The following is a 22,241-nucleotide window of genomic DNA, read 5'->3' on the forward strand; positions in this document are numbered from 1 at the left end:
GTAGTGCAGAATTTCCGACATCGCTTAGACCAGCATAAAATTCTATCTGTCATGATCTCTTCCATAGACAGGAACGAGGCACGCGATGAACAAGAGGCTCGAACGAGCCCGTCACGCGACGGTGACAGTGATTATCGGAGCGTTGCTCGGCGTATTCGCCGGCGCGCTGCCAGTCGAGGCGAATGATCGACTGGCAATGCATTCCAGCTTTCCGGCCAACATGGTGTCGGAAGGCAAGTCGACCACGCCGATCGGCTACGCACAGTTCTGCGAGGAGTATCCGCGCGACTGCGGCGGCGGCAACGAGCGCGGCGGCAAGGTGGCGCTGACGGAAGCGAACTTCGCCCAGCTCAAGGCGATCAACGCCGAGGTCAACCAGCGAATCAAGCCGATGACCGATCTCGATCATTACGGCGTCGCCGAGCGCTGGACCTATGCCGAGGACGGCTATGGCGACTGCGAGGAATATGTGCTGGTGAAGCGCCGCGAACTCATCGCGCTCGGCTGGCCGGCGGAAACGCTGCTCATCACCGTGGTGCGCGACCGCGAGAACGAAGGCCACGCGGTGCTCACCGTCGTGACGGATCGCGGAGACCTGGTGCTGGACAATCAGGGGAGCGACATCGTGCTCTGGCACGAGACCGGCTATCGCTTCGTGAAGCGGCAGGCGCAGGGCAATCCCGACCGCTGGGTTTCGCTGGGCGACGTGATGGCACCGCTGACGGTGGGCCAGTACTGATAGCGGGCGAAGGGCGACGCCGCCCTTCGCGCTTGTAGAGAGAGCCGTCCGCGCAGCGGTTCAGCCGATCTTCGACAGGCCCTCGGCGAAGCGCCGCCAGTTGCGCACATAATGCGCGGCGGTGCCGTGGATGCGCTTGGCCGTCGCCTCGTCCAGCGTGCGGATCACCTTGGCCGGCGCCCCGACAATCAGCGAATTGTCGGGAAATTCCTTGCCCTCTGTCACCAGCGCGCCGGCACCGACCAGACAGTTGCGGCCGATCTTCGCGCCGTTGAGCAGGGTCGCCCCCATGCCGATCAGGCTGTTGGCGCCGACGGTGCATCCATGCAGGATGGCCCGGTGGCCGATCGTGCCGTCCTCGCCAATGGTCAGCGGGAAGCCCGGATCGGCGTGCAGCACGCACAATTCCTGAATATTGACCCGCGCGCCGAGCGCGATGCGCTCATTGTCACCTCGGATCGTGGCGCCGAACCACACGCTCGCCTCGTCGCCGAGCTGGACATGGCCGATCACCTCGGCACTCGGCGCGATCCAGTAGCGGCCGGGGGCCGGAAGTTCCGGCGCGATGCCGTCGAGCGCGTAGATCGCCACGGCTCAGTCCTCGAGATCGGTGTCGAGAATGGCCATCTGGAAATTATAGGAGAGGTCGCCGTCTTCCTTGTCCTCGAACATGATGCCGATGAACTCGTCGCCGATGTAAACCTCGGCGGAATCCTTCTTCTTCGGACGGCCGACGACGCGGATCTGCGTATTGTTGAACAGCCGGCGCATATAGGTCTGGATGCGCTCGAAATCCTTCTTTTCCAAAGCTCTGTCTCCCGAAATGCGTTGGATTGGGCGGCAGGCTTGCCACGCCGGGCGAGCCGGCGCAACCCGCAAGCGCGCTGCGTGCCACCCGGCAGCCCTGCCGGGCGGGCGGGGCTGGGAACGGCGATCGTCAGATGGCTTCGCCGAGGAAGGACGGCACGTCGTCGATCTGATCGAACATCTGGTCCATGCTGCGCGAGGGCTCCGAGCAGCCCGCCACGCCGACCACCCGGGACGGCACGCCGGCCACCGTGGTGCCGGGCGGAACCGGCTTCAGCACCACCGAGCCGGCCGCGACACGCGCGCATTTGCCGACCTCGATATTGCCGAGCACCTTGGCGCCGGCGCCGATGAGCACGCCGCTGCGGATCTTCGGGTGCCGGTCGCCATGCTCCTTGCCGGTGCCGCCAAGCGTGACGCCCTGCAGGATCGACACATTGTCCTCGATGACCGCCGTCTCGCCGACCACGATGCCGGTCGCATGGTCGAAGAAGATGCCGCGCCCGAACACCGCCGCCGGGTTGATGTCCACCTGGTAGACCATCGAGGCGCGGCTCTGCAGGTAGAGCGCGAAATCCTTGCGCCCGTTCTGCCACAGCCAATGCGCGAGGCGATGCGTCTGGATGGCGTGGAAGCCCTTGTAGTAAAGCAGCGGATCCACCGCGCGCTGGGTGGCGGGGTCACGGTCGCATACCGCCAGAATGTCGGCGCGGACGGCGAGGCCCAGCTCCGGATCCTCGTTCACCGCCTCACGGAAAGCCTGGCGGATGAGGTGGCTCGGCATGTCCACATGGTCGAGCCGCTGGGAGATGCGATGGCCGACCGCTTCCTCCAGCGAGGGGTGATACAGCACGGTGGAATAGATGAAGCTGGCAAGTGCCGGCTCGCGGGCGACGATGGATTCGGCCTCGCCGCGGATGCGCGTCCATACCGGGTCGATCTTGTCGATGACCCGACTGCCGATCTCGGCACGGTGGAGAGAATTCTGAGCCATTGGTCTTGTCCCTGGCCGGCTGTCCCGGTGGCGCCGACCTTTTAAACCCGAGTTGGATGGATCCTAGCACAGCGCGCGGAAGGCGCCCATGTCTGTGCCCATGTCTGTGCGAGCGCCGGCGCTCACGCGCGGCGGGCGGAGCGCGTCCTCGCGCTACATCGCAGCAGCTTCAGCGATAAAGCCTCGATCATCGGCATGGTCGCCATCATCCAACCGGTCGCTCGCCCACCCGAGGGGCCTCAGGGGCGCGCGTCGAGAAAGGCGAGCGCGGCTTCCTTGAACACCTTGTCGCCCACCGCCAGCATATGATCGCGGTCCGGAATGTCCACCACCTGTGCGCCGGGAATGAGTGCCGCCAGCGGGCGTGCCGCGCCGGATACCGCGTCCTTGGTGCCGATGGCGATCAGCGTCGGCACGCCGATGCGCCCCACTTCCTCGCGCGTCAGCGTGCGGCGCGAGCCATAGATGCAGGCGGCAAGCGCCTGCCGGTCACTTTTCGTCACCTCCGCGAAGGTCCGGAAGGTGCGCCCGGTCGGGTCGGTCACATGCTCGAGCGAGGGGGCGAGCAGCGCCTCGGCCACCGTCACCGGCAGGCCCGCGCCTTCCACCAGATGAATGCCGATGCCGCCGAGGATGAGCGAACGCACCCGCTCGGGCGCCTCCAGCGCGAGGCAGGCGGCGATCCGCCCGCCCATGGAATAGCCCATCACATCGGCGCGCGGCAGGCCGAGGTGATCCATCAGCGCCAGCGCGTCCTGCGCCATGAGGGCGGGATCATAGGCCTCGCGCTCATAGAGCTTGGTGGAGGCGCCGTGCCCGCGATTGTCGAAGGCGATCGCCCGCCGCCCGGCGCGCACCAGCGTCGACATCCAGCCCGGCCCGACCCAGTTGATTTCCTTGGTCGAGGCGAAGCCGTGAATGAGCAGGACCGGCTCGCCCTCCCCCTCGTCGAGATAGGCGAAGTCGAGACCGTTATGGGAGAAGGTCGGCATGGGCGCGGGTTCCGGCAACAGGGAGCCGGCAACCTAGAGAGCGGCTACCGGCCTGCCAAGTAGCGCGCCTGCCAAGTAGCGCGCCTGCCAAGTAGCGCGCCTGCCAAGTAGCGCGCCTGCCAAATAGCGCGATGGAAACCGCCGAAGCGGTACGCGCGACCGGCGTCGGGCGGCGGCGCTTCCATAGCGGGCGCACGCTCGCCACCACCATGGCGTTGAAGGCGCAGACCAGCCCGAACAGGTTGACGGCGGCCGCGATCACCCAAAAGGCGAGCTTGGCGATAGCCTCGGTCACGAACAGCGCGCCACGCCCCAATGTCTTGAAAATGGCCAGCGTCTGCCCGCCCTTGACGTCGGCAAGCCGCGCTAGGCGCCCGGCGCCGGCCGCATCATCGACATGGGCGAGCCCGGCAAAGGTGGCGCGCGTGCCAGCCTTGGTGCCGGCGCGGCCGATATCGGCCAGGGTCGCCGCCGCCTCGACCCGGCGCCCGCCGCGAAGCGCGCCCATCATGTCGCCCGCCAGCCGCGCACCGACCACGCCGGCGCGGCGCGCACCCTTGATCAGGCTCAGGCCGGCCCGCAATGTCAGCGGCGCGCCGAAGGCGGCATAGGTGGCGCCGGTCGCGACAATCCCCGCGCCGGCCAGTCCCACCATGAGCGGATCGACCGGCTCGCCACTCGCCCAGTGCAAGGCCTCGCGCCCGAGGTCGCGCACGTCGCCCCACACGGTGAGGTCGCCGGTCGCCGCCCCCGCAAGGCCCGCCAGATCCTCGCCCTCGCCGGTCACGAAGCCCTTGCCGAAGGCACCGGCCCCGCGCGCGGCCACCGTCGCCGTGCTGTTGGCCAGCGCGACCCGTGCGCGCAGCGCCGGCGCGATCTCGATCCCGCGCGCATCGGCCAGCGTGATGAAGCTGGCGGCCAGTTCGCCGTCGTCCGTGGAAAGCGCGCTCTCGATCTCGCTCGCCACGCTGGCCGGCGTCAGCACGCGGGACAGTTCGATATCGGCGATCCGCGCCGCGTCATCCTGCGCCAGCGCGAGGTCCAGCGCATAGCGCCCCGCCGGCAGCACCCAGTGGGCGGCGCCGGCAAAGGCAAGCAGGAAGGCGGCGGCGGCGAGGAAACGATGCATGGCGGGGGAGGGCTGCACCCGATGAAATTGCCCCACCGTCATGCCCGGCCTTTGTGGCGAACCGATGAGCGGAAGAGACCGCGGGAGGCGATGGGAGGGGCGCCATCCCCTGCCCCGGCGCGCAAGCACCTTGGCCGGCGCGTTTCCAGCGGCTATGGTCCACGCCGTCGAAACACAAGCGCGGACAGGCGGATATCATGGCGGGCCACGTCGTTCCCCACTTCCACAATTCGGCGGGCGTGCCGAAAATCTTCATCGGCGCCAAGGAGTTCATGTGCGTCGGGGCGGAGCCGCCCTATGACCACCCGCATGTGTTCCTCGACATGGGCGCCGATCACGAAATCGTCTGCCCCTATTGCTCGACCCTCTATGTCTACGATTCGAAGCTGCACGGCGCGCAGACCAATCCGCCGGGCGCGCTCTACGAGACGCCGGCCGCCGCCTGAGCGGGTCGTCTCCTGGCCGGGTAGCCTCCTGAATCGGGTGTATCGGACGTGTCGCAACGCCACATCCTTGTCGCCGGGGCCGGTATTGGCGGGCTGGCGGCAGCGCTTGCTCTCGCCCACGCCGGCTTTCGCGTCAGCGTGACTGAGCGCGCGGGGGCGATCGAGGAGGTCGGCGCCGGCGTCCAGCTCGCCGCCAATGCCACGCGCTGCCTCGTCGCGCTCGGCGTCTATGAGCGCGTGCGCGACATGGCCGTCGAGCCCGCTGGCTTTGCGGTGATGGACGGGCGCAACGGTCGCGTCATCACCCGCGCACCGATGGGTGCGGCGGCGCAGGCGCGCTTCGGCGGGCCCTTCATCGTCATTCACCGCGCCGACCTGCAGGCCGCGCTGGCCGCAGCGGCGCGCGAAATGCCGGCCATCGACATCCGCCTCGGCCGCACGGTGCGCGGTTTCACGCAAGCCGCCGGCCAGGTGAGCGTGCAACTGGCGCGCGGCGAGGGCCGCGAGACGCTGGAGGGCGATGCGCTGGTGGGGGCGGACGGCCTGCGCTCGGCGGTGCGCGGCGTGCTTCATCCCAATGCACGGCCCTCCTTCCGCCACCGCGCCGCGTGGCGCGCCACCGTGCCGGCAAGCGCCCTGCCCGCGCGCCTCGCCGACCCGGTGACGCGGCTCTGGCTGGGGCCGGGCGCGCATCTGGTCTCCTATCCCGTGAAGGCCGGCGCGGCGATCAACCTGGTCGCCGTCACGCCGGACGAGCGCGAGGTTCATGGCTGGAATCTCGAGGGACTGCCGGGCGAACTCCTCGCCCATTACCGCGACTGGAGCGCGGATGCCCTCGCCCTGCTCAAGACCCCCGAGCACTGGCTGCGCTGGGCGCTGTTCGATCTCGATCCCCTGCCCGCCTGGGGAACCGGGCGGGTGACGCTGCTGGGCGATGCCGCCCACGCCATGCCGCCCTTTCTGGCGCAGGGCGCGGCGCAGGCGATCGAGGATGCCGTGGTGCTAGCGAACACGCTCAAGGAGGCGTCCGACATTCCCGCCGGCCTGCGCCGCTACGAGGCGCTGCGCCAGCCCCGCACCGCGCGGGTGCAACGGGCGGCGCGGGCGATGGACCGCCTCTATCATCTCGCCGGCCCGGCGCGGATCGCCCGAGACCTCGTGATGCGCGCGCGCTCGGGCGACGCGGTGCTGGAGCGATATCGCTGGATCTATGACTGGCGCGCGTGACGGTTCACGCCGCCGCGTTCACGCCGCCACTTTCAGCCCGGCAATGCCGATGACGATGATGACGACGCAGACCAGCTTCATCGGGCTGAGCGCCTCGCCCAGCACCAGCGCGCCGAGCAGCACCGTGCCCAGCGTGCCGATGGCGGTCCACACGGGATAGGCGACGCTGACCGGCAGGTCCTTGATCGCCAGTGTGAGAAACGTGAAGCTGGCGCTGACGCTGACCATGGTGAGGATGCTCGGCCACAGGCGCGAGAAGCCGTCGGAATATTTCATGCTCAGCGCGAACACCACCTCGAACAGCGCGGCGATGATCAGATAGGCCCAGGCCATGACAGGACGCTCCCGCGACGACGGCACGGGGGAATGATGTCTCCCGTCTCGGTTCCGGCACCGCAGCATCCTTGTACGGGAAGCGTCGTTTATTGGACAAACGCTTAATACTCATCCCATAGATGAATCCTGTTCATTCGTGAGGGGCCGATGCGCCGTCTACCGCCGCTGGGTTCGCTGCGCGCCTTCGAGGCCGCCGCGCGGCTGGAGAGCTTCAAGCTCGCCGCCGCCGAGCTGGGCGTGACGCCCACCGCCGTCAGCCATCAGATTCGTCGGCTGGAAGCCGATCTCGGCCTCGCCTTGTTCGTGCGGCAGACCCGCAAGGTCGCCCTCACCCCGCAGGGACAGGCGCTGCTGGTGCCGATGCGGACGGCCTTTGACAGCATGGCCGAGGCGATCGACGACCTGATCGAGGAGGCGCGCCCCCATCCCCGCCGGCACGTGGCGACGTTGTCGGCTACCGCCGCCTTTGCGGCGCGGCTGCTGGTGCCGCGCGTCGCCGGCTTTCGCGCGCGTCATCCCGACTGGGACCTGCGCCTGCACGCCTCGGACGAACCGGTCGATGTCGCGGCCGGCGAGGCCGATGTCGCGATTCGCTATGGGCGCGGGTCCTATCCCGGCCTCACCGCCCTGCCCCTCATCGCCGATGGCTTCGCTCCCGTCTGCGCCGCCAGCCTGCCGCTGCGCCGGCCGGAAGATCTCGCCCGCGCCACACTGATCCATATCGAGCAACTGCCCTGGACGCGGGAGGCCAGCGTGCCGAGCTGGGAAGACTGGCGCCAGCGCGCGGGGCTCGCCAGCCTCGACATTGGCGCCGGCATCTCCTTCAATGATGAGGCCAGCGCCATCCAGGCGGTCATCGCCGGTCATGGCGTCGCCCTGCTGAGCCTCGTGATGATCGCTCCCGAACTGGCGGGCGGCACGCTGGTGCAGCCGTTCGGCCCGGTCATCGCCGGGCTGTCCTACCACCTGGTCTTCGCGCGCGCGGCGGCAAACCAGCCGGCGGTCGCCATGCTGCGCCGCTGGGTGGTGGAGGAATTCGCCGCCGCCCCGTCCGCCGCGAGGATCACGCCGACAGGCTCCTGAGCCCACGCGACGCCGATGATGGGAGCGCAGGCTCGCTGCCTGAAAGCCGCGCCTCGCGCCACATATCGATATTTCTTATCGCCCCCATGGAAACAACTCGTTTTCCGATCCAAAGCCGTTTCGCTAGCGTGCGCCACCGATCGCAAGGGACAAAACCGATGCCCGCCGCAGCGCCCGCGCCCCTCGCCGCGCCCCGCACCTTCCTGCCGCTGCCGCTGCTGGTGGCGCTGTTCTGCGTGCTGTGGTCCTCCGCCTTCGCCGGCGCGAAGATGGCCCTGGCGCATTGCCCGCCGCTGACGCTGCTTTCCACGCGGCTGCTACTGGCGGGCATCATCATGCTCGCGCTCGCCTGGGCGGTGGATGGGCGCCCGCGCATGGGCCGTCGCGACGTCGCCGCGCTGGTCTTCATCGGCATCCTGAACAACGCGATCTATCTCGGCCTGAACTGGACCGCGCTCACCTTCACCTCCTCCGCCTATACCGCCGTGCTGACCAGTTGCCTGCCGCTGGTGGTCGCGCTGTTCGCCGGCCCGCTGCTGGGGGAAAGGATGACGCTGGTGAAATGGGCGGGTATCGGCCTCGGCCTGATCGGCGTGGTGGTGGTGCTGCGCTCGCGCCTTGCCGGGGCGCATGAGAGCGTTGAGGGCACGCTGCTCATCGGCGGCGGCATGCTGGCGCTTTCGGCCGGCACGCTCGCCTTCAAATATTTCGTTCCGCGCGGCGGGGTGTGGAGCGGCAACGCCATCCAGTGCCTGGCCGGCGGGCTCACCCTGGTGCCGGTGGTGCTGCTGCGGGAGGACTTCCATCAGGTGAACCTGACGCCGGAGCTGTTCGCCGGCCTCGCCTATCTCGTGGTGGCGGTGTCGATCGGCGGCTACGGGCTATGGTTCTACCTGCTCACCCGCTCCTCGGCGACAGCAGCCTCCAGCCTGCACTTCCTCATGCCGCCGCTCGGCCTTTTCTTCGGCTGGCTGCTGCTGGGCGAGGCGGTGCCGCCGCTCGACATTCTGGGCATCGCACCCATCGCCCTGGGCATCTGGCTGGTGACGCGCCCGGCGCGCCCGCTGCGGCTTTAAAGCGCGACCGGCACCCGCTGCAGCGCCTTCACCAGCTCATAGGAGCGCGCCTTCGCCGCGAAATCGTGGATCGGCGTGGTGATCATCAACTCGTCGGCCAGCGTGCTGTCGAGGAAGCGCTCCAGTCCCGCCGCCACCTTGGCGGGCCCGCCGACCAGCACTTTCTCGCGGTTGCGGCGCATGAAGGCGCGGTCGGCCTCGCTATAGGGGAAGGCCGCCGCCTCCTCCGGCGTGGGCACCGGCCCATAATCGCCGCGCGCCCGCTTGAGATGCGCGAGGTCGACGCTGCCGGCCAGCCATTCGGCCTCCTCGTCGCTTGGGGCGCACACCACGGAGAGGGCGAGGATGGCGTGCGGCTGGTCCAGCCGATCGGAGGGCTGGAAGGCCGCACGGTAGCTGAGCATGGCGTCCAGCACGTCGTGCTGGGCGAAATGATGGGCGAAGGCGAACCCCACGCCGATCTGCGCCGCTAGCCGCGCGCTGTAGCCGGAGGAACCGAGCAGCCAGAGCGGCGGCAGGTTCACGTCCACCGGCATCACCTTGATGTTGCGGTACGGGTGATCGGCCGGCCAGAGGCCGCTGTCCCAGAGCATCAGCTCTTTCAGCCGATCGAGAAAATCGTCGCCGGGGTCGATATCCTGCCGCCGGCGCAGCGCATGCGCGGTCAACTGGTCCGTGCCCGGGGCGCGGCCGAGGCCGAGATCGACCCGGCCGGGATAGAGCGCCTCCAGCACCTTGAAGCGCTCGGCCACCATGAGCGGCGCATGGTTCGGCAGCATCACGCCGCCCGAACCGACGCGAATGCGCTGCGTGGCGGCGAGGATCTGCCCCGCCATCACGTCCGGCGCGCCCGAGGCCACCGAGGGCAGGTTATGATGCTCCGCCACCCAGAAGCGCTCGAAGCCGAGCGTATCGACGAGGCGCGCCAGCTCGATCGTGCTGCGCAGCGCCTGCGGCCCGGTGCCGCCCGACGTGACGAAGGACAGGTCGAGCACGGAGAGCGGAACGGTGGCGAGGCGGTTCTGGGTATCTCGGGTCATGGCCCTTAGTTGGGATGCCCCGCCGCCGCCGCAAGGCGTTTCCTGCGTGTAACCGGGTATGAGCGGTCGTCGTCCCACGCAGGACCGGATGTGGAGGGCGGGCCGGCTCACCCCGTGCGGACGTCGGGTGTCACCTCGCTCCTTCCGCATATCGCCCCATGCGTCATGGAAATCGCGGCCTTCCGGATTAGTTGCACCTCATTCCGATCACGGTTACACTTCAACGTCAGTTCGCATGTCGAGGCGCAACCCCCAGAGGATAACCGCATGTCCACCAGCACCATGGGCGTGAAGATCGACGAGGAGCTGCGCGCCCGCCTCAAGCTCGCCGCCGAGGCCGAGGGGCGCAGCCCGCACGCGCTGGTCAAGCAGGCCATCATCAACGCCATCGAGCGGGTCGAGCGCGGGCTGCCGCCGGCTCTGCCGGAAGGTGCAACCGATGTGCCGGGGCTTGAGGGCGCGGAGAGCCCCTTCCTGCCCTTCGCCCGCAGCGTGCGTCCGCAGGGCGTGCTGCGCGCCCGCATCACCGGCGCCTATCGCATGCCGGAGACCGAGGCGGTACCGATGCTGCTCGGCCCGGCGACGCTGGCGCCCGGAAAAGCCGAGGCCGCCCGCGCGCGCGCCCTCGCGCTGGTCGAGGCCTTGCGCGAGAAGGGCCAGAAGGGCCCGGTCGAAGGGCTGATCCACGAATATTCGCTCTCCAGCCAGGAGGGCGTGGCGCTGATGTGTCTTGCCGAGGCGCTGCTGCGCATTCCAGATCGCGCCACCCGCGACGCGCTCATTCGCGACAAGATCGGCCATGGCGACTGGCAGGCGCATGTCGGCCACTCGCCCTCGCTCTTCGTCAATGCCGCGACCTGGGGGCTGGTGCTCACCGGAAAGCTGACCACCACCTCCAGCGAAAACGGCCTCACCGGCGCGCTCACCCGCCTCATCGGGCGTGGTGGAGAACCCTTGATTCGCAAGGGCGTGGACGTCGCCATGCGCATGATGGGTGAGCAGTTCGTCACCGGCCAGACCATTTCGGAAGCCTTGGCCAATTCGCGCCGGATGGAGGCGAAGGGCTTCCGCTATTCGTTCGACATGCTGGGCGAAGCCGCGACCACCGAGGCCGACGCGCAGCGCTATTATGCCGATTACGAGCAGGCCATCCACGCCATCGGCAAGGCTTCGGCCGGTCGCGGCATCTATGAAGGGCCGGGCATTTCCATCAAGCTCTCGGCGCTGCACCCGCGCTACAGCCGCGCGCAATATTCCCGCGTCATCGCTGAACTTCTGCCGCGCGTGGCAGCGCTGGCGCGCCTTGCCCGGCACTATGATATCGGCCTCAATATCGACGCGGAGGAAGCCGACCGGCTTGAAATTTCGCTCGACCTGCTTGAAGCACTTTGTTTCGATGAGACTCTAAGCGGCTGGAATGGCATAGGTTTCGTTATCCAAGCCTATCAGAAGCGCTGCCCCTATGTGATCGACCATCTCATCGATCTCGCCCGCCGCTCCAACCACCGGCTCATGGTGCGGCTGGTGAAGGGCGCCTATTGGGACAGCGAGATCAAGCGCGCGCAGGTCGACGGGCTGGAGGGTTTCCCGGTCTATACCCGCAAGGTGCATACCGACGTGTCCTACCTCGCCTGCGCCCGCAAGTTGCTGGCCGCGCCGGACGCGATCTTCCCGCAATTCGCCACGCACAACGCGCAGACGCTTTCAACGGTCATGGAAATGGCCGGCGCCAACTACTATGCCGGACAATATGAATTCCAGTGCCTGCATGGCATGGGCGAACCGCTCTATGAGGAGGTCGTCGGGCGCGAGAAACTGGGCCGGCCCTGCCGTGTCTACGCGCCGGTCGGCACGCATGAGACGCTGCTGGCCTATCTCGTGCGGCGCCTGCTCGAGAACGGCGCCAATTCCTCCTTCGTCAACCGCATCGCCGATGCGAGCGTGCCGGTGGAGGAACTGATCGAGAGCCCCGCCGAGGCCGCCGCCCGCATCGAGCCGGTGGGAGCGCCGCATCCGCGCATCGCCGCCCCGGCCGATCTGTTCGGAGCCTCGCGGAAGAACTCCGCCGGTCTCGACCTGTCCAATGAGCAGCGGCTTGCCTCGCTTGCCGCCGCGCTGCTGGCCGGCAGCGCCGCCCCGCTGAAGGCGACGCCGCTGCTCGGCGATGGGCCGGCCGCCGGCATCGCTCGGCCGGTGCTGAACCCGGCCGACCCCCGCGACGAACTCGGCATCGTCGAGGAGGCGACGCCGGCCATCGTGGCGCGCGCCATGGAGATCGCCCACGGCGCCGCGCCGATCTGGCAGTCCACCCCGCCGGAGGCCCGCGCCGCCTGCCTGATGCGCGCCGCCGACCTGATGGAGGAGCGCCTGCCCTCGCTTATCGGCCTCATCATCCGCGAGGCCGGCAAGTCCTTCCCGAACGCCATCGGTGAGGTACGCGAGGCGGTGGACTTCCTGCGCTACTACGCGGCGCAGGCGCGGGACAGCTTCTCCGCCGACACCCACCGCCCGCTGGGTCCGGGCGTGTGCATCAGCCCGTGGAATTTTCCGCTCGCCATCTTCACCGGACAGGTCGCCGCGGCGCTGGCCGCCGGCAATCCGGTGCTGGCCAAGCCGGCGGAGGAGACCCCGCTGATCGCCTTCGCGGCGGTGGAGATCCTGCGCGAGGCGGGCGTGCCCGCGGGCGCGGTGCAACTCCTGCCCGGCGCGGGTGATGTCGGCGCCGCCATGGTGGGTGACACCCGCACGCGCGGGGTTATGTTCACCGGCTCCACCGAGGTTGCCCGGCTGATCCAGAAGCAGCTGGCCGGCCGGCTCAATCCCGATGGCGGGGTGATACCGCTGATCGCCGAAACCGGCGGACAGAATGCGATGATCGTCGATTCGTCCGCGCTCGCCGAGCAGGTGGTGGCGGACGTGCTCGCCTCCGCCTTCGATTCCGCCGGCCAGCGCTGCTCGGCCCTGCGGATCCTCTGCTTGCAGGAAGATGTCGCCGACCGCGTGCTGGAGATGCTGCGCGGTGCGCTGAAGGAACTGGTCGTCGGCAACCCGGTGCGGCTTTCCACCGATGTCGGGCCGGTGATCAGCCGGGAAGCGAAGGCCAATATCGACGCCCATGTGGAGCGGCTGAGAAAGGCCGGCCGGCGTGTCGAGCAGGTGGAACTGGGCGAGGAGGCCCGGCACGGCACCTTCGTGCCGCCCACTCTCATCGAGATCGACGACCTCTCCGAACTGACGCGCGAGGTGTTCGGCCCGGTGCTGCATGTGCTGCGCTACCGGCGCGAGGGGCTCGACGCGCTGGTCGACGCCATCAACGCAACCGGCTACGGCCTCACCTTCGGCCTCCATACCCGCATCGACGAGACGATCGCCCGCGTCGCCGCGCGTATCGAGGTCGGCAATGTCTATGTGAACCGTAACATCATCGGCGCGGTGGTCGGGGTGCAACCCTTCGGCGGACATGGGCTTTCCGGCACCGGCCCCAAGGCCGGCGGCCCGCTCTATCTCGCGCGCCTGCTCGCCGTGCATCCGGCCGCCAGCCTCACCGGCAGCGGCGCGCCGGAAGCGGCGCGGCGATGGGTCGACTTCCAGTCGGACCCGCAGACGCGCGACCTGTGCGGCCGCGCGGCGGGATACGCGCCCTATGGCTATCAGGGCGAGCTCGCCGGCCCGGTCGGCGAGCGCAATGTCTATGCGCTGGCGCCGCGTGGCACAGTGCTGTGTCTTGCCGCCACCACCCAGGGGCTGGCGGTGCAGATCGCCTCCGTGCTGGCCACCGGCAACCGCGTGCTGCTCGAAGGCTCCACGCTGCCGCCGCTGCCCGAAGGCGTGGCGCGCGAGGTGACGCTTGTCGACAGCCACGCCGGGGGGCGGTTCGACGCGGTGCTGTTCGAGGGCGATGGCGACGCGCTGCTGCGGCTCAATGCGGAGATCGCCGACCGCGAAGGGCCGATCGTGCTGGTGCACGGGCTCTCGCCCGACGCCATTGCGCGCGGCGAACTCTATCCGCTCGACCTTTTGATGCTGGAGCGCTCGACCAGCACCAACACCGCGGCGGCGGGCGGCAATGCGAGCCTGATGAGCATCGGCTGACGGGCTGGCGATCGGGGAGGCGCGACACCGGCGGCCATCCGTCACGGGAGGAATCCGCACCTGAGCGGCCACGACGATTCGCGGGGTGCCATCGCGGGGCTCCTCGGCGCTGGCGCGCGCCGCTCTCTCTTCTGCCGGCCACGCGATGCGCGGCGAGGGCGGGCCGGGGCCGCAAGCGCGGACCGCTTCCCCGCCCGGTCTCGCCATGGCGCTCCGGAATGGCGCTCCGGAGACGAGGAGGATGCCCCCACGGGTCGGCCAGGATCCGAGGTTCCATCAAGGCACGCGGATGCCTCCTGCCGGAAGAGCCCCCCTGCGGCAAGAGGCCGGAGGCGGCGGACGGCTCAACGGGCCGCGCCCGCGCATGGCCCCGCGCCGCTTGCGGCTGAGGCTGACGGACGGGCGAAGCTGCACGGCGCAGCGCACACGGCCCCGCCCCTTGGCGGCACGGCTGGGGCAAGGCCGCCCCGGCGCCGGGCGGAAGAGGCCGCGCGCGGTGTCGGGACATCGCCGCCCGGCCGAGCGTTCGAGGGCATTCCCATATGCCGCCTCCCCCCCCCCGAGCCGGATGCTCCGCCCGTCATCGGGCTGTTGTAAGGTTCGCGTAAGCTGGTTGCGGGACAGGTTCAGATCGGCCGATCTGGCCGGGCCGGAGACTGCATTGCGCCACGAAATATTCGACCCGCTGCTCGAACGCACCGACCTGCGCCCGCGTCCGCTGCCCGATCTCTCCGTGGTCATCGCCGCGAAGGACGAGGCCGGCGCAATCGCCGGGCTGATCCGCGAGATCGACACGGCGCTCGCGGGCGAGCGTTTCGAGATCATCATCGTCGATGACGGCTCCGGCGATGCCACCGCCGAGATCGTTCGCGACATCGGGCGCGCCCATCCGCACGTCGTGCTGTTCGGGCACCGCGTCTCCTGCGGCCAGAGCGCGGCCATCCGCACCGGCGTGCAGGCCGCGCTCGGCCCGCTGATCGTGACGCTGGACGGCGACGGCCAGAATGATCCCGCCGATATCCCCGCCCTGCTGGCGCGCTATCGCGATGCCGCCGGGTCGGTCCCGGCGCGCATGATCGCGGGGCAGCGCGCGCGCCGCAATGACAGCCTGGTGAAGCGCCTGTCGTCGCGCATCGCCAACCGCGTGCGGGCGGGCCTGCTCGGCGACGGCATCGCCGATACAGGCTGCGGCCTCAAGCTGTTCGAGCGCGAGGCCTTCCTGCGACTTCCCTATTTCGATCACATGCACCGCTTCCTGCCGGCGCTGATGCAGCGCGAGGGCTATCGCGTCCTCACCCACATGGTGAACCACCGCGCCCGCCGTACCGGCCGCTCGAAATATGGAACATGGGGCCGCCTGCGCGTCGGCATTGTCGATCTGGCGGGCGTCTACTGGCTGCGCTCTCGCTTCACTCGTCCGGAAATCGTCGAATGACCGCTTCCATCTGGATGGCCGTCGGCCTCATGGGTCAGGCCCTGTTTTCAGGCCGGTTCCTGCTGCAATGGTGGAGCAGCGAGAAGCTCGGCCGCAGCGTGATGCCGAACGGCTTCTGGTATCTCAGCATCGCCGGCTCCCTGAGCCTGCTGGCCTATGCCGTCTATGTGCGCGATCCCGTGTTCATCGTCGGCCAGTCGACCGGCTTCCTCATCTATGCCCGCAATCTGCGCCTGATCCGCAACGAACGCCGCACCCCCGGCGAGGTCTCCACCTGAGCAGCCACATGCGCGAGGCGCCTGTCCTCGGCCCGCATCAGCCTCCGTTCATGGTGGGGGATGGGGCGAACAGACGGGCGGCACGCCCCGCATGCCGCGCTATAGTAACCGTCCTTTCGGGATGCAGCCGCCACGCGCGGCCGGGGATGCGAGGGCGATGCGCCTGCTGCTGGTGGAAGATGAACGTGAGCTCGCGGGCCTGCTCAAGGCCGGGCTGAAGGCGGCGGGATTCGCGGTCGATCATGTCGCCACCGCCGCCGATGCCGAGGCCGCCCTCATCTCCGGCAGCTACGACATCGCCGTGCTCGATCTGCGCCTGCCGGACGGCGACGGGCTGGACCTGCTGCGCCGCCGCCGCGCCGCCGGCCTCACCCTGCCCGTGCTCATCCTCACCGCGCGCGACAGCCTGTCGGATCGAGTGAAAGGGCTCGAACAGGGCGGCGACGACTATGTGCTGAAGCCCTTCCACATCGACGAGGTTGTGGCACGGCTGCGCGCGCTGCTGCGCCGGCCGAACCAGGCACTCGGCGTCAACATCGTCATCGGCAATCTGGGCCTCAACACGATGGATCTCCGGGTGATGGTGGCCGACGACCCGCTGACCCTGTCGCGGCGCGAACTCGGGCTGCTGGAGCTGTTCATGCGCCGCGCCGGACGGGTGCTGACCAAGGAAGTGATCGAGCAGGCGCTCTACGGCTTCAACGAGGAGCTGGAATCGAACGCCGTGGAGGTTCTGGTCCACCGCCTGCGGCGCAAACTGGCCGGCGCCGGCGCGACACCGACCATCCATACGCTGCGCGGCATCGGCTATCTCATGGACGACATGCCGTGACCGCCGCCCTCGCCCGCTGGTCGCTGAAGCGCCGTCTCGCCATCCGCCTGCTCATCGTGCTGACGGTGGGCGTGCTCGGCCCTTCCGTGGTGATGGTCGGGGCCGCCCTGTGGGCGATCAATTCGATGGACGATCGCGCGCTGCAGGATCAGGCCGGCGACATCGTGCGCAACCTCGACATCACCGCCTCCCCGCCGGTGCTGCGGCTGCCCGCGGCACTCGCCGACTCCTATGCGACATCGGGCGATTCCTATCTCTATGTCGTGCTGGACGCGGCTGGCGACATCCTCGCCACATCGTCCCCGGCGGCCGAGATACTCGCCCATGTGGCGGATGACATGAGCCCGGGCGTGTTCTTCCTCGTCACCCGGCCGGCGGGCGGATCGCCTTGGTATGCTTATATGACGACGGCCGGCCCCTATTTCGTTGCGGTTGCGCAGGGCGGACTGCATGACGACACGCTGTCGGACAGCGTGATGCGCGATCTCGTCAGCTTCAGCCTCGTCACCGCGCTGCCCCTGCTGGCGGTGACGCTGCTCGTCACCTTCTGGACGCTCAACCGCGCCTTCCGGCAGATCGAGCGGGTGGCCGGCGAGGTACGGGCGATAACGCCCGGCGGCGCCGAGGCCCACCTGTCGAGCGAGGGGCTGCCGAGCGAGATCGCCCCGCTGGTGGCCGCGGTGAACGATGCCCTGTTCCGGCTCGGGCGCGCCTATGAGGTCGAGAAGCGCTTCACCACGGACGCGGCGCATGAGTTGCGCACCCCGGTCGCCGTGCTCACCGCGCGTATCGACACGCTGCCCCCCGGCGCCACGCGCGACAGCCTTTCCGCCGACGCGGCGCGGCTCAGCCGGCTCGTCTCGCAGATGCTCGACGTCGCCCGTCTCGACGCCGCGCCCCTGCCGATGAACGAGCATGTCGATCTCGTCGCCATCGTGCGTGAGGCGGTAGCCGCGCTGGCACCCCTCGCCCTTCGCGACCGCCGGACTATGGAGATGCGCGCGCCCGACGGCCCGGTGATCGTGGAAGGGCATGAGGGCGCGCTGCGGCTCGCCGTCACCAACCTGGTCGAGAACGCCATGCTGCATACCCCGCATGGCACGCCGATCGACGTGGAGGTCACGCCGCAACCGGCCATTCGCGTGCTCGATCGCGGGCCGGGCGTCGCGGAGGCGGAGCGCGCCTCGATCTTCGAGCGCTTCCAGCGCAGCCCTTCCGCGACCAGTTCCGGCACCGGCCTCGGCCTCGCTATCGTCGCCGAGATCGCCGCACGCCACGGCGCGCAGGCCGCCGTCACCGAGCGCCCGGGCGGCGGCGCCGCCTTCGAGATCCGCTGGCCGGATGCGGATTGAAGGCGAACGCAGGCCGTGGGGATCGCGCGGCATCGCCCCGCGCCCCGGTCCTGACCATCCTTTGGGCGCCGCTCGCGCGGAGGCTGGGGCGAAGGGTGGATGACCTGCCGTACCGTCTGGCTTGGCGACGGATTTGCATGCAGCTTCGGCTCCCCTCCCGATGGCGACCATCGGGAGGGGAGCCGCTCCACCCGCCGTCCCCTGCCACATATGACCGCCCGCGCCAATTTCCGCCCTGCGTCCCGACACATCCGGAGGTGCCCGCCATGCTGAAGCTGATCCGTCGTCTCGCCACCCGTTTCGCATCGACAGGCCCGCGCGCACCGGCGGAAGGGGCGGCGGCGAAGGCCGGTACGGCAGGCCTCGCCAAGACGCTGAGCATGACTCTCGCCGCGACGCTCGCCATTGCCGCCAGCACCGGCGCGCAGGCGCAGACCCCGGTGAAATTCACCCTCGACTGGGTGTTCCAGGGGCCGACCTCGCCCTTCCTCGTCGCGCTGGAGAAGGGTTACTACAAGGCCGAGGGGCTCGACGTGACCATGGACCCCGGCCAGGGCTCGGCCGGCGCGGTGCAGCGCGTGGCCACCGGTGCCTATGATATCGGCTTTGCCGACGTGAATTCGCTCATCGAGTACAATGCCAAGAACCCCGGCAAGGAAGTGCTATGCGTGTTCATGGCCTATGATTTCCCGCCCTTCGGCGTGCACACGCTGAAGAAGAACGGCATCGCCACGCCGGCCGACCTCAAGGGCAAGAAGCTCGGCGCGCCGGTCTTCGATGCCTCGTTCCGCCTGTTCCCCGCCTTCGCCAGGAAGGTCGGGCTGGACCCCAAGAGCGTCGAATATGTGAACCTCACGCCACAGTTGCGCGAGCAGTCGCTGGTACAGGGCACGGTCGACTTCATCTCCGGCCACTACTTCTCCTCGGTGCTCGATCTGAAGGCACGCGGGGTGAAGGCGGAGGACATCGTGTCCTTCAACTATTCCGACTACGGCATGGACGTGTATGGCAACGGCATCATCGTTTCCCCCGCCTTCGCCGACAAGCCGGAGGTGGTGAAGGGCTTCCTGCGCGCCACCGCCAAGGCGTGGAAGGAAGTCGCCGCCGATCCCGCCATCGGCGTCGCCGCCGCCATGGCGCGCGACCCGCTGATCGACCCGAAGCTGGAGACCGAGCGCCTCGACCTCTCGCTCAAGATGAACGTGTTGACCCCTTACGTGAAGGAGAACGGCATGGGCGATGTCGATCCCGCCCGCTTCGCCCGATCGGTGCAGGATGTGGCCGATGCCTTCGGCCTGCCGAGCGCGCCCGCGCCGGACAAGGTGTTCACCAACCGGTACCTGCCGCCCAAGGAACAGCGCATGATCGCGCCCTGACGATTCCCTTGCCGCGCCCGAGGACGGGCGCCGCCCCCTTTCGCGTGGTGCCTGCACGAATGCCTCCTGCCGCCTCTCCTCTCGTCGAACTGAAGAATGTCAGCCTTGCCTATGGCGAGGGCCGCGACGCCACGCTGGCGCTCGGCGACGCCACGATGAGCATCGCGCAGGGCGAGTTCGTCGCCGTGGTCGGCCCCTCCGGCTGCGGCAAGTCCACGCTGATGAAGCTCGTGACCGGCCTGATCGCCCCGACCTCCGGCGAGGTCAGGGTGCGCGATGCCCGCGTGACCGGGCCGATCCGGGGCGTCGGCATGGCGTTCCAGAACTCCACGCTGATGCCGTGGCGCACCACCCGCGACAATGTCATGCTTCCGCTGGAAGTGGTGGAGCCGCACAAGCGGCGGCTGCGCACGGATCGTGCCTTCTATTTCGACAAGGCGCAGAAGCTGCTCGCCTCGGTCGGGCTCGGCGAGTTCGGCGACAAATATCCCTGGCAGCTCTCGGGCGGCATGCAGCAGCGCGCCAATGTCTGCCGGGCGCTGATCCACGAGCCGCAGATCCTCATGCTCGACGAGCCGTTCGGCGCGCTGGATGCCTTCACCCGCGAGGAGCTGTGGGGGATCCTGCAGCAATTGTGGCTGGAGCGGCGCTTCACCGCCGTGCTGGTGACGCACGATCTGCGCGAGGCGGTCTTTCTCGCCGATACGGTCTATGTGATGAGCCGCCGGCCGGGGCGGATCGTCAAGATCCGCACGGTCGACCTGCCCCGGCCGCGCAGGCTGGAAACCACCTTCACGCCCGCCTTCGTCGACATCGTGCACGAACTGCGCGAGCGCATCCAGCTGGAGCATGCCTGAGATGACCGCGCGCCAAGAGCGCCTTGCGCGCCTGCTCATGCCCTGGCTGACGCTGGGCGTTCTGCTGCTCGCCTGGGAACTCGCCTGCATCCTGTTCGACGTGCCGGAGATCATCGCCCCGCGCCCCTCCCGCGTGTTCGAGGTGGCGGTGCAGCGCTGGGACCTGCTGCTGCGATTCTGCCTGGAAACCCTGTGGACGACACTGATCGGCTTCGCGCTCGCCATCGGCTTCGGGCTGCTGCTGGGCCTCGCCATCGGCGCCTCGCCCTTCGTCTATGCCGGGCTCTATCCGCTGCTCATCGCCTTCAACGCCATCCCCAAGGTCGCCATCGTGCCGATCCTGATGATCTGGGTCGGCATCGGCGCGCTGCCGGCGGTCATCACCGCCTTCGTCATCTCCTTCGTCCCCATCGTGGTGAACGTCGCCACCGGGCTCGCCACCATCGAGCCGGAAATGCGCGACCTCCTGCGCTCGCTCGGCGCCAGCAATTGGGAGATCCTGACCAAGGTCGGCATTCCCCGGGCGATGCCCTACCTGTTCGCCAGCCTGAAAGTGGCGGCGACGCTGGCCTTTGTCGGCTCGGTCCTGTCGGAAACGGTGGGCGGCAATCGCGGCATCGGCTTCCTCATGCTGTCGGCCAGCGCGCGCAATGATTCGGCCACCACCTTCGCCGGCCTGTTCGCCATCGCCATCATGGGCGTGGGCGTCTACGCCGTCTGCGCGCTGATCGAGCGGCGCATGACGCGCTGGGCGTTTCGCGGCGAGCTGGTGCGGTAGCATCGCACGTTCTTCGGGCGTTTCGGCTGTGACGATGCGGAAGGGAAAGAGCGGCACGGCGTTTTCCGGCATCGCTGTCTGGACGACCGAGCGGGTCGCCATCGCCAGACCGGCAGGACCCACGCCATGCTCAGCCCTGACGCCATCTCCTCTGAACACAAGCCCTCGGCAACCCGTCTCCTCCTCGCCGGTGCAATGCTCCTCTGCGTCGCCACCAACGCGGCCCGCGCCGATGACGGCGACTTCTACAAGATCGCCGCCGACCGGATCGCCGGGCCGCCGGGAACGCTGCTGAAGGCGGAGCCTGTGCCGGCCCCGCCCGGCGCGGCTGCGGCCTACCGCATCGTGTATCGCTCGCGCGGCCTCGCCAACGAGGCCATCGCGGTTTCCGGTGTCGTCGCCCTGCCGGCCGCCGGCATGGGCGCCCGGCCCGTGATCGCCTGGGGCCACGGCACGACCGGCGTCGCCACCGACTGCGCGCCCTCGCTGGCTCCCGCCCGCGACTTCTCCGAGATTGCCGGGCTGCAGGCGCTGCTGGCCAAGGGTTACATCGTCGCCGCCACCGATTATCAGGGACTCGGCGAGGGCGGCCAGCATCCCTATCTCGCGGGGCCGAGCGAGGCGCATTCGATGATCGACGCGGCACGCGCCGCCCGTCGACTGCCCGGTGCCCGCGCGGGAACGCGGTTCGCCGCCTGGGGATTCTCGCAGGGCGGCCATGCCGCGCTGTTCACCGGCGCGCTGGCCCGGCGCTATGCGCCGGAACTGCAACTGGCCGGCGTCGCGGCCGTCTCCGCGCCCACCGACCTCGACCGGCTGCTGCGGGCTGACATTCACTCCACGGCCGGCGAGGTGCTCACCTCCTATGCCGCGTGGTCGTGGAGCCGCTCCTATCGCCTGCCGATCCGCCAGATCATCAAGTCCAAGGCGATAACCGACGTGCAGCGCGTCGCCTCGACCTGCAATCTCGACCTCGCCGACGACCTCACGCTCGGCCTCGACGCCGCCGGCTTCCAGGGCACGGGCCTGCTGAAGCATGGCGCCGACCGGCGGCCGGACTGGAACCACCTCATCACCGGCAACAGCGTGCCCCCGCCCGGCGATGCGCCCGTGTTCATCGCACAGGGGGTAATGGACCAGATCGTGCAGCCGGGCCCGACCCGCGCCTATGTGAACCGGCTGTGCCGGGCGGGTCTCAAGGTCGACTATGTCGAAATTCCCTGGGCCTCGCATGGCGCGGCGGAAACCGCCGGCACCACGGCCGCGGTCGCCTGGCTCTCCGCCCGCCTGTCCGGCCAGCCGTCCACGAGCACCTGCACGGATATCCTCGCCAAGGCCGGCAGCCAATAAGGGCCGCCCCCCCGCCGGGAGA

At 69.1% G+C, this 22,241-nt stretch carries 21 protein-coding genes; 14 read left to right on the forward strand and 7 right to left on the reverse strand.

Annotated elements, in window-relative coordinates; genetic code table 11:
* Window positions 1-85 precede the first annotated feature (85 nt).
* The gene (locus FHS55_RS09845; protein ID WP_183189546.1) at window positions 86-739 is read left to right on the forward strand and encodes a transglutaminase-like cysteine peptidase; all 654 of its coding nucleotides are present in this window, start codon (window positions 86-88) and stop codon (window positions 737-739) included.
* Window positions 740-799: 60 nt separating this feature from the next.
* Here FHS55_RS09845 and FHS55_RS09850 read toward each other — a convergent pair whose 3' ends face one another.
* The 5 genes from FHS55_RS09850 to FHS55_RS09870 all read right to left on the reverse strand — a co-directional run bounded on the left by FHS55_RS09850 (window position 800) and on the right by FHS55_RS09870 (window position 4,703).
* The gene (locus tag FHS55_RS09850) at window positions 800-1,330 is read right to left on the reverse strand and encodes a DapH/DapD/GlmU-related protein (RefSeq protein ID WP_183189547.1); all 531 of its coding nucleotides are present in this window, start codon (window positions 1,328-1,330) and stop codon (window positions 800-802) included.
* A 3-nt stretch (window positions 1,331-1,333) separates the two neighbouring features.
* Window positions 1,334-1,546 carry a DUF3126 family protein gene (locus tag FHS55_RS09855; protein WP_183189548.1) on the reverse strand — a complete coding sequence of 71 codons (213 nt, stop codon included), beginning with the start codon at window positions 1,544-1,546 and terminating at the stop codon, window positions 1,334-1,336.
* Window positions 1,547-1,676: 130 nt separating this feature from the next.
* Window positions 1,677-2,540 (reverse strand): serine O-acetyltransferase, encoded by an 864-nt coding sequence (cysE, locus tag FHS55_RS09860; RefSeq protein ID WP_183189549.1) that lies wholly within the window; start codon window positions 2,538-2,540, stop codon window positions 1,677-1,679.
* Between the two features lie 239 nt (window positions 2,541-2,779).
* Entirely contained in the window at window positions 2,780-3,532 is a 753-nt protein-coding gene (locus FHS55_RS09865; RefSeq protein ID WP_183189550.1) for an alpha/beta fold hydrolase, read from the reverse strand.
* Window positions 3,513-4,703 carry a hypothetical protein gene (locus FHS55_RS09870; RefSeq protein WP_246340014.1) on the reverse strand — a complete coding sequence of 397 codons (1,191 nt, stop codon included), beginning with the start codon at window positions 4,701-4,703 and terminating at the stop codon, window positions 3,513-3,515. The genes FHS55_RS09865 and FHS55_RS09870 overlap by 20 nt, the downstream gene beginning before the upstream one ends.
* A 155-nt stretch (window positions 4,704-4,858) precedes the next feature.
* On the opposite strand from FHS55_RS09870, the gene FHS55_RS09875 reads away from it, so the two are divergent.
* Together FHS55_RS09875 and FHS55_RS09880 are read left to right on the forward strand one after the other, a co-directional pair.
* Window positions 4,859-5,107 carry a zinc-finger domain-containing protein gene (locus tag FHS55_RS09875; protein WP_183189551.1) on the forward strand — a complete coding sequence of 83 codons (249 nt, stop codon included), beginning with the start codon at window positions 4,859-4,861 and terminating at the stop codon, window positions 5,105-5,107.
* Window positions 5,108-5,155: 48 nt separating this feature from the next.
* Window positions 5,156-6,334 (forward strand): FAD-dependent monooxygenase, encoded by a 1,179-nt coding sequence (locus FHS55_RS09880; protein WP_183189552.1) that lies wholly within the window; start codon window positions 5,156-5,158, stop codon window positions 6,332-6,334.
* 18 nt (window positions 6,335-6,352) lie between these two features.
* Here the strand turns inward: FHS55_RS09880 and FHS55_RS09885 are convergent, their stop codons facing one another.
* Window positions 6,353-6,667: a DMT family transporter gene (locus FHS55_RS09885; protein ID WP_183189553.1), complete on the reverse strand. Its 315-nt coding sequence runs from the start codon at window positions 6,665-6,667 to the stop codon at window positions 6,353-6,355.
* A gap of 150 nt (window positions 6,668-6,817) precedes the next feature.
* Between FHS55_RS09885 and FHS55_RS09890 the strand changes: the two genes are divergently transcribed.
* Together FHS55_RS09890 and FHS55_RS09895 are read left to right on the forward strand one after the other, a co-directional pair.
* On the forward strand, window positions 6,818-7,753 hold the full coding sequence (locus FHS55_RS09890; protein WP_183189554.1) for a LysR substrate-binding domain-containing protein: 936 nt from the start codon (window positions 6,818-6,820) through the stop codon (window positions 7,751-7,753).
* A 158-nt stretch (window positions 7,754-7,911) separates the two neighbouring features.
* Window positions 7,912-8,829 (forward strand): DMT family transporter, encoded by a 918-nt coding sequence (locus FHS55_RS09895; protein WP_183189555.1) that lies wholly within the window; start codon window positions 7,912-7,914, stop codon window positions 8,827-8,829.
* Here the strand turns inward: FHS55_RS09895 and FHS55_RS09900 are convergent.
* Complete coding sequence (locus FHS55_RS09900) at window positions 8,826-9,869, reverse strand: LLM class flavin-dependent oxidoreductase (RefSeq protein WP_183189556.1); 1,044 nt, start codon at window positions 9,867-9,869, stop codon at window positions 8,826-8,828. The genes FHS55_RS09895 and FHS55_RS09900 overlap by 4 nt on opposite strands.
* A gap of 267 nt (window positions 9,870-10,136) precedes the next feature.
* On the opposite strand from FHS55_RS09900, the gene putA reads away from it, so the two are divergent.
* The 9 genes from putA to FHS55_RS09945 all read left to right on the forward strand — a co-directional run bounded on the left by putA (window position 10,137) and on the right by FHS55_RS09945 (window position 22,219).
* A complete protein-coding gene (gene putA / locus FHS55_RS09905; protein ID WP_183189557.1) occupies window positions 10,137-13,961 on the forward strand; it encodes a trifunctional transcriptional regulator/proline dehydrogenase/L-glutamate gamma-semialdehyde dehydrogenase in 3,825 nt (1,274 codons plus the stop codon).
* Between the two features lie 661 nt (window positions 13,962-14,622).
* Window positions 14,623-15,396, forward strand: coding sequence for a glycosyltransferase family 2 protein (locus FHS55_RS09910; protein ID WP_246340016.1), 774 nt, complete (start codon window positions 14,623-14,625; stop codon window positions 15,394-15,396).
* A complete protein-coding gene (locus FHS55_RS09915) occupies window positions 15,393-15,674 on the forward strand; it encodes a lipid-A-disaccharide synthase N-terminal domain-containing protein (protein ID WP_183189559.1) in 282 nt (93 codons plus the stop codon). The genes FHS55_RS09910 and FHS55_RS09915 overlap by 4 nt, the downstream gene beginning before the upstream one ends.
* Before the next feature lie 157 nt (window positions 15,675-15,831).
* Window positions 15,832-16,506 (forward strand): response regulator, encoded by a 675-nt coding sequence (locus tag FHS55_RS09920; RefSeq protein WP_183189560.1) that lies wholly within the window; start codon window positions 15,832-15,834, stop codon window positions 16,504-16,506.
* Window positions 16,503-17,858: an ATP-binding protein gene (locus tag FHS55_RS23800; RefSeq protein WP_183189561.1), complete on the forward strand. Its 1,356-nt coding sequence runs from the start codon at window positions 16,503-16,505 to the stop codon at window positions 17,856-17,858. Before FHS55_RS09920 ends, FHS55_RS23800 begins: the two co-directional genes overlap by 4 nt.
* A gap of 266 nt (window positions 17,859-18,124) precedes the next feature.
* On the forward strand, window positions 18,125-19,234 hold the full coding sequence (locus FHS55_RS09930) for an ABC transporter substrate-binding protein (protein WP_183189562.1): 1,110 nt from the start codon (window positions 18,125-18,127) through the stop codon (window positions 19,232-19,234).
* A 59-nt stretch (window positions 19,235-19,293) separates the two neighbouring features.
* Complete coding sequence (locus FHS55_RS09935) at window positions 19,294-20,091, forward strand: ABC transporter ATP-binding protein (RefSeq protein WP_183189563.1); 798 nt, start codon at window positions 19,294-19,296, stop codon at window positions 20,089-20,091.
* 1 nt (window position 20,092) lies between these two features.
* Window positions 20,093-20,869, forward strand: coding sequence for an ABC transporter permease (locus tag FHS55_RS09940; RefSeq protein WP_183189564.1), 777 nt, complete (start codon window positions 20,093-20,095; stop codon window positions 20,867-20,869).
* Window positions 20,870-20,995: 126 nt separating this feature from the next.
* Window positions 20,996-22,219: a lipase family protein gene (locus FHS55_RS09945; protein ID WP_183189565.1), complete on the forward strand. Its 1,224-nt coding sequence runs from the start codon at window positions 20,996-20,998 to the stop codon at window positions 22,217-22,219.
* Window positions 22,220-22,241: the final 22 nt, after the last annotated feature.

Source organism: Ancylobacter tetraedralis (assembly GCF_014195655.1).
GTDB lineage: Bacteria > Pseudomonadota > Alphaproteobacteria > Rhizobiales > Xanthobacteraceae > Ancylobacter > Ancylobacter tetraedralis.

Excerpts from the sequence above, each read along its gene's own strand:
- FHS55_RS09940 (WP_183189564.1), top strand. The coding sequence starts at position 20,093 with ATGACCGCGCGCCAAGAGCGCCTTGCGCGCCTGCTCATGCCCTGGCTG.
- FHS55_RS09915 (WP_183189559.1), top strand. The coding sequence starts at position 15,393 with ATGACCGCTTCCATCTGGATGGCCGTCGGCCTCATGGGTCAGGCCCTG.
- FHS55_RS09930 (WP_183189562.1), top strand. The coding sequence starts at position 18,125 with ATGCTGAAGCTGATCCGTCGTCTCGCCACCCGTTTCGCATCGACAGGC.
- FHS55_RS09845 (WP_183189546.1), top strand. The coding sequence starts at position 86 with ATGAACAAGAGGCTCGAACGAGCCCGTCACGCGACGGTGACAGTGATT.
- putA (WP_183189557.1), top strand. The coding sequence starts at position 10,137 with ATGTCCACCAGCACCATGGGCGTGAAGATCGACGAGGAGCTGCGCGCC.
- FHS55_RS09920 (WP_183189560.1), top strand. The coding sequence starts at position 15,832 with ATGCGCCTGCTGCTGGTGGAAGATGAACGTGAGCTCGCGGGCCTGCTC.
- FHS55_RS09890 (WP_183189554.1), top strand. The coding sequence starts at position 6,818 with ATGCGCCGTCTACCGCCGCTGGGTTCGCTGCGCGCCTTCGAGGCCGCC.
- FHS55_RS09870 (WP_246340014.1), bottom strand. The coding sequence starts at position 4,703 with ATGACGGTGGGGCAATTTCATCGGGTGCAGCCCTCCCCCGCCATGCAT.
- FHS55_RS09895 (WP_183189555.1), top strand. The coding sequence starts at position 7,912 with ATGCCCGCCGCAGCGCCCGCGCCCCTCGCCGCGCCCCGCACCTTCCTG.
- FHS55_RS09935 (WP_183189563.1), top strand. The coding sequence starts at position 19,294 with ATGCCTCCTGCCGCCTCTCCTCTCGTCGAACTGAAGAATGTCAGCCTT.
- FHS55_RS09885 (WP_183189553.1), bottom strand. The coding sequence starts at position 6,667 with ATGGCCTGGGCCTATCTGATCATCGCCGCGCTGTTCGAGGTGGTGTTC.
- FHS55_RS09945 (WP_183189565.1), top strand. The coding sequence starts at position 20,996 with ATGCTCAGCCCTGACGCCATCTCCTCTGAACACAAGCCCTCGGCAACC.
- FHS55_RS09900 (WP_183189556.1), bottom strand. The coding sequence starts at position 9,869 with ATGACCCGAGATACCCAGAACCGCCTCGCCACCGTTCCGCTCTCCGTG.
- FHS55_RS09875 (WP_183189551.1), top strand. The coding sequence starts at position 4,859 with ATGGCGGGCCACGTCGTTCCCCACTTCCACAATTCGGCGGGCGTGCCG.
- cysE (WP_183189549.1), bottom strand. The coding sequence starts at position 2,540 with ATGGCTCAGAATTCTCTCCACCGTGCCGAGATCGGCAGTCGGGTCATC.
- FHS55_RS09865 (WP_183189550.1), bottom strand. The coding sequence starts at position 3,532 with ATGCCGACCTTCTCCCATAACGGTCTCGACTTCGCCTATCTCGACGAG.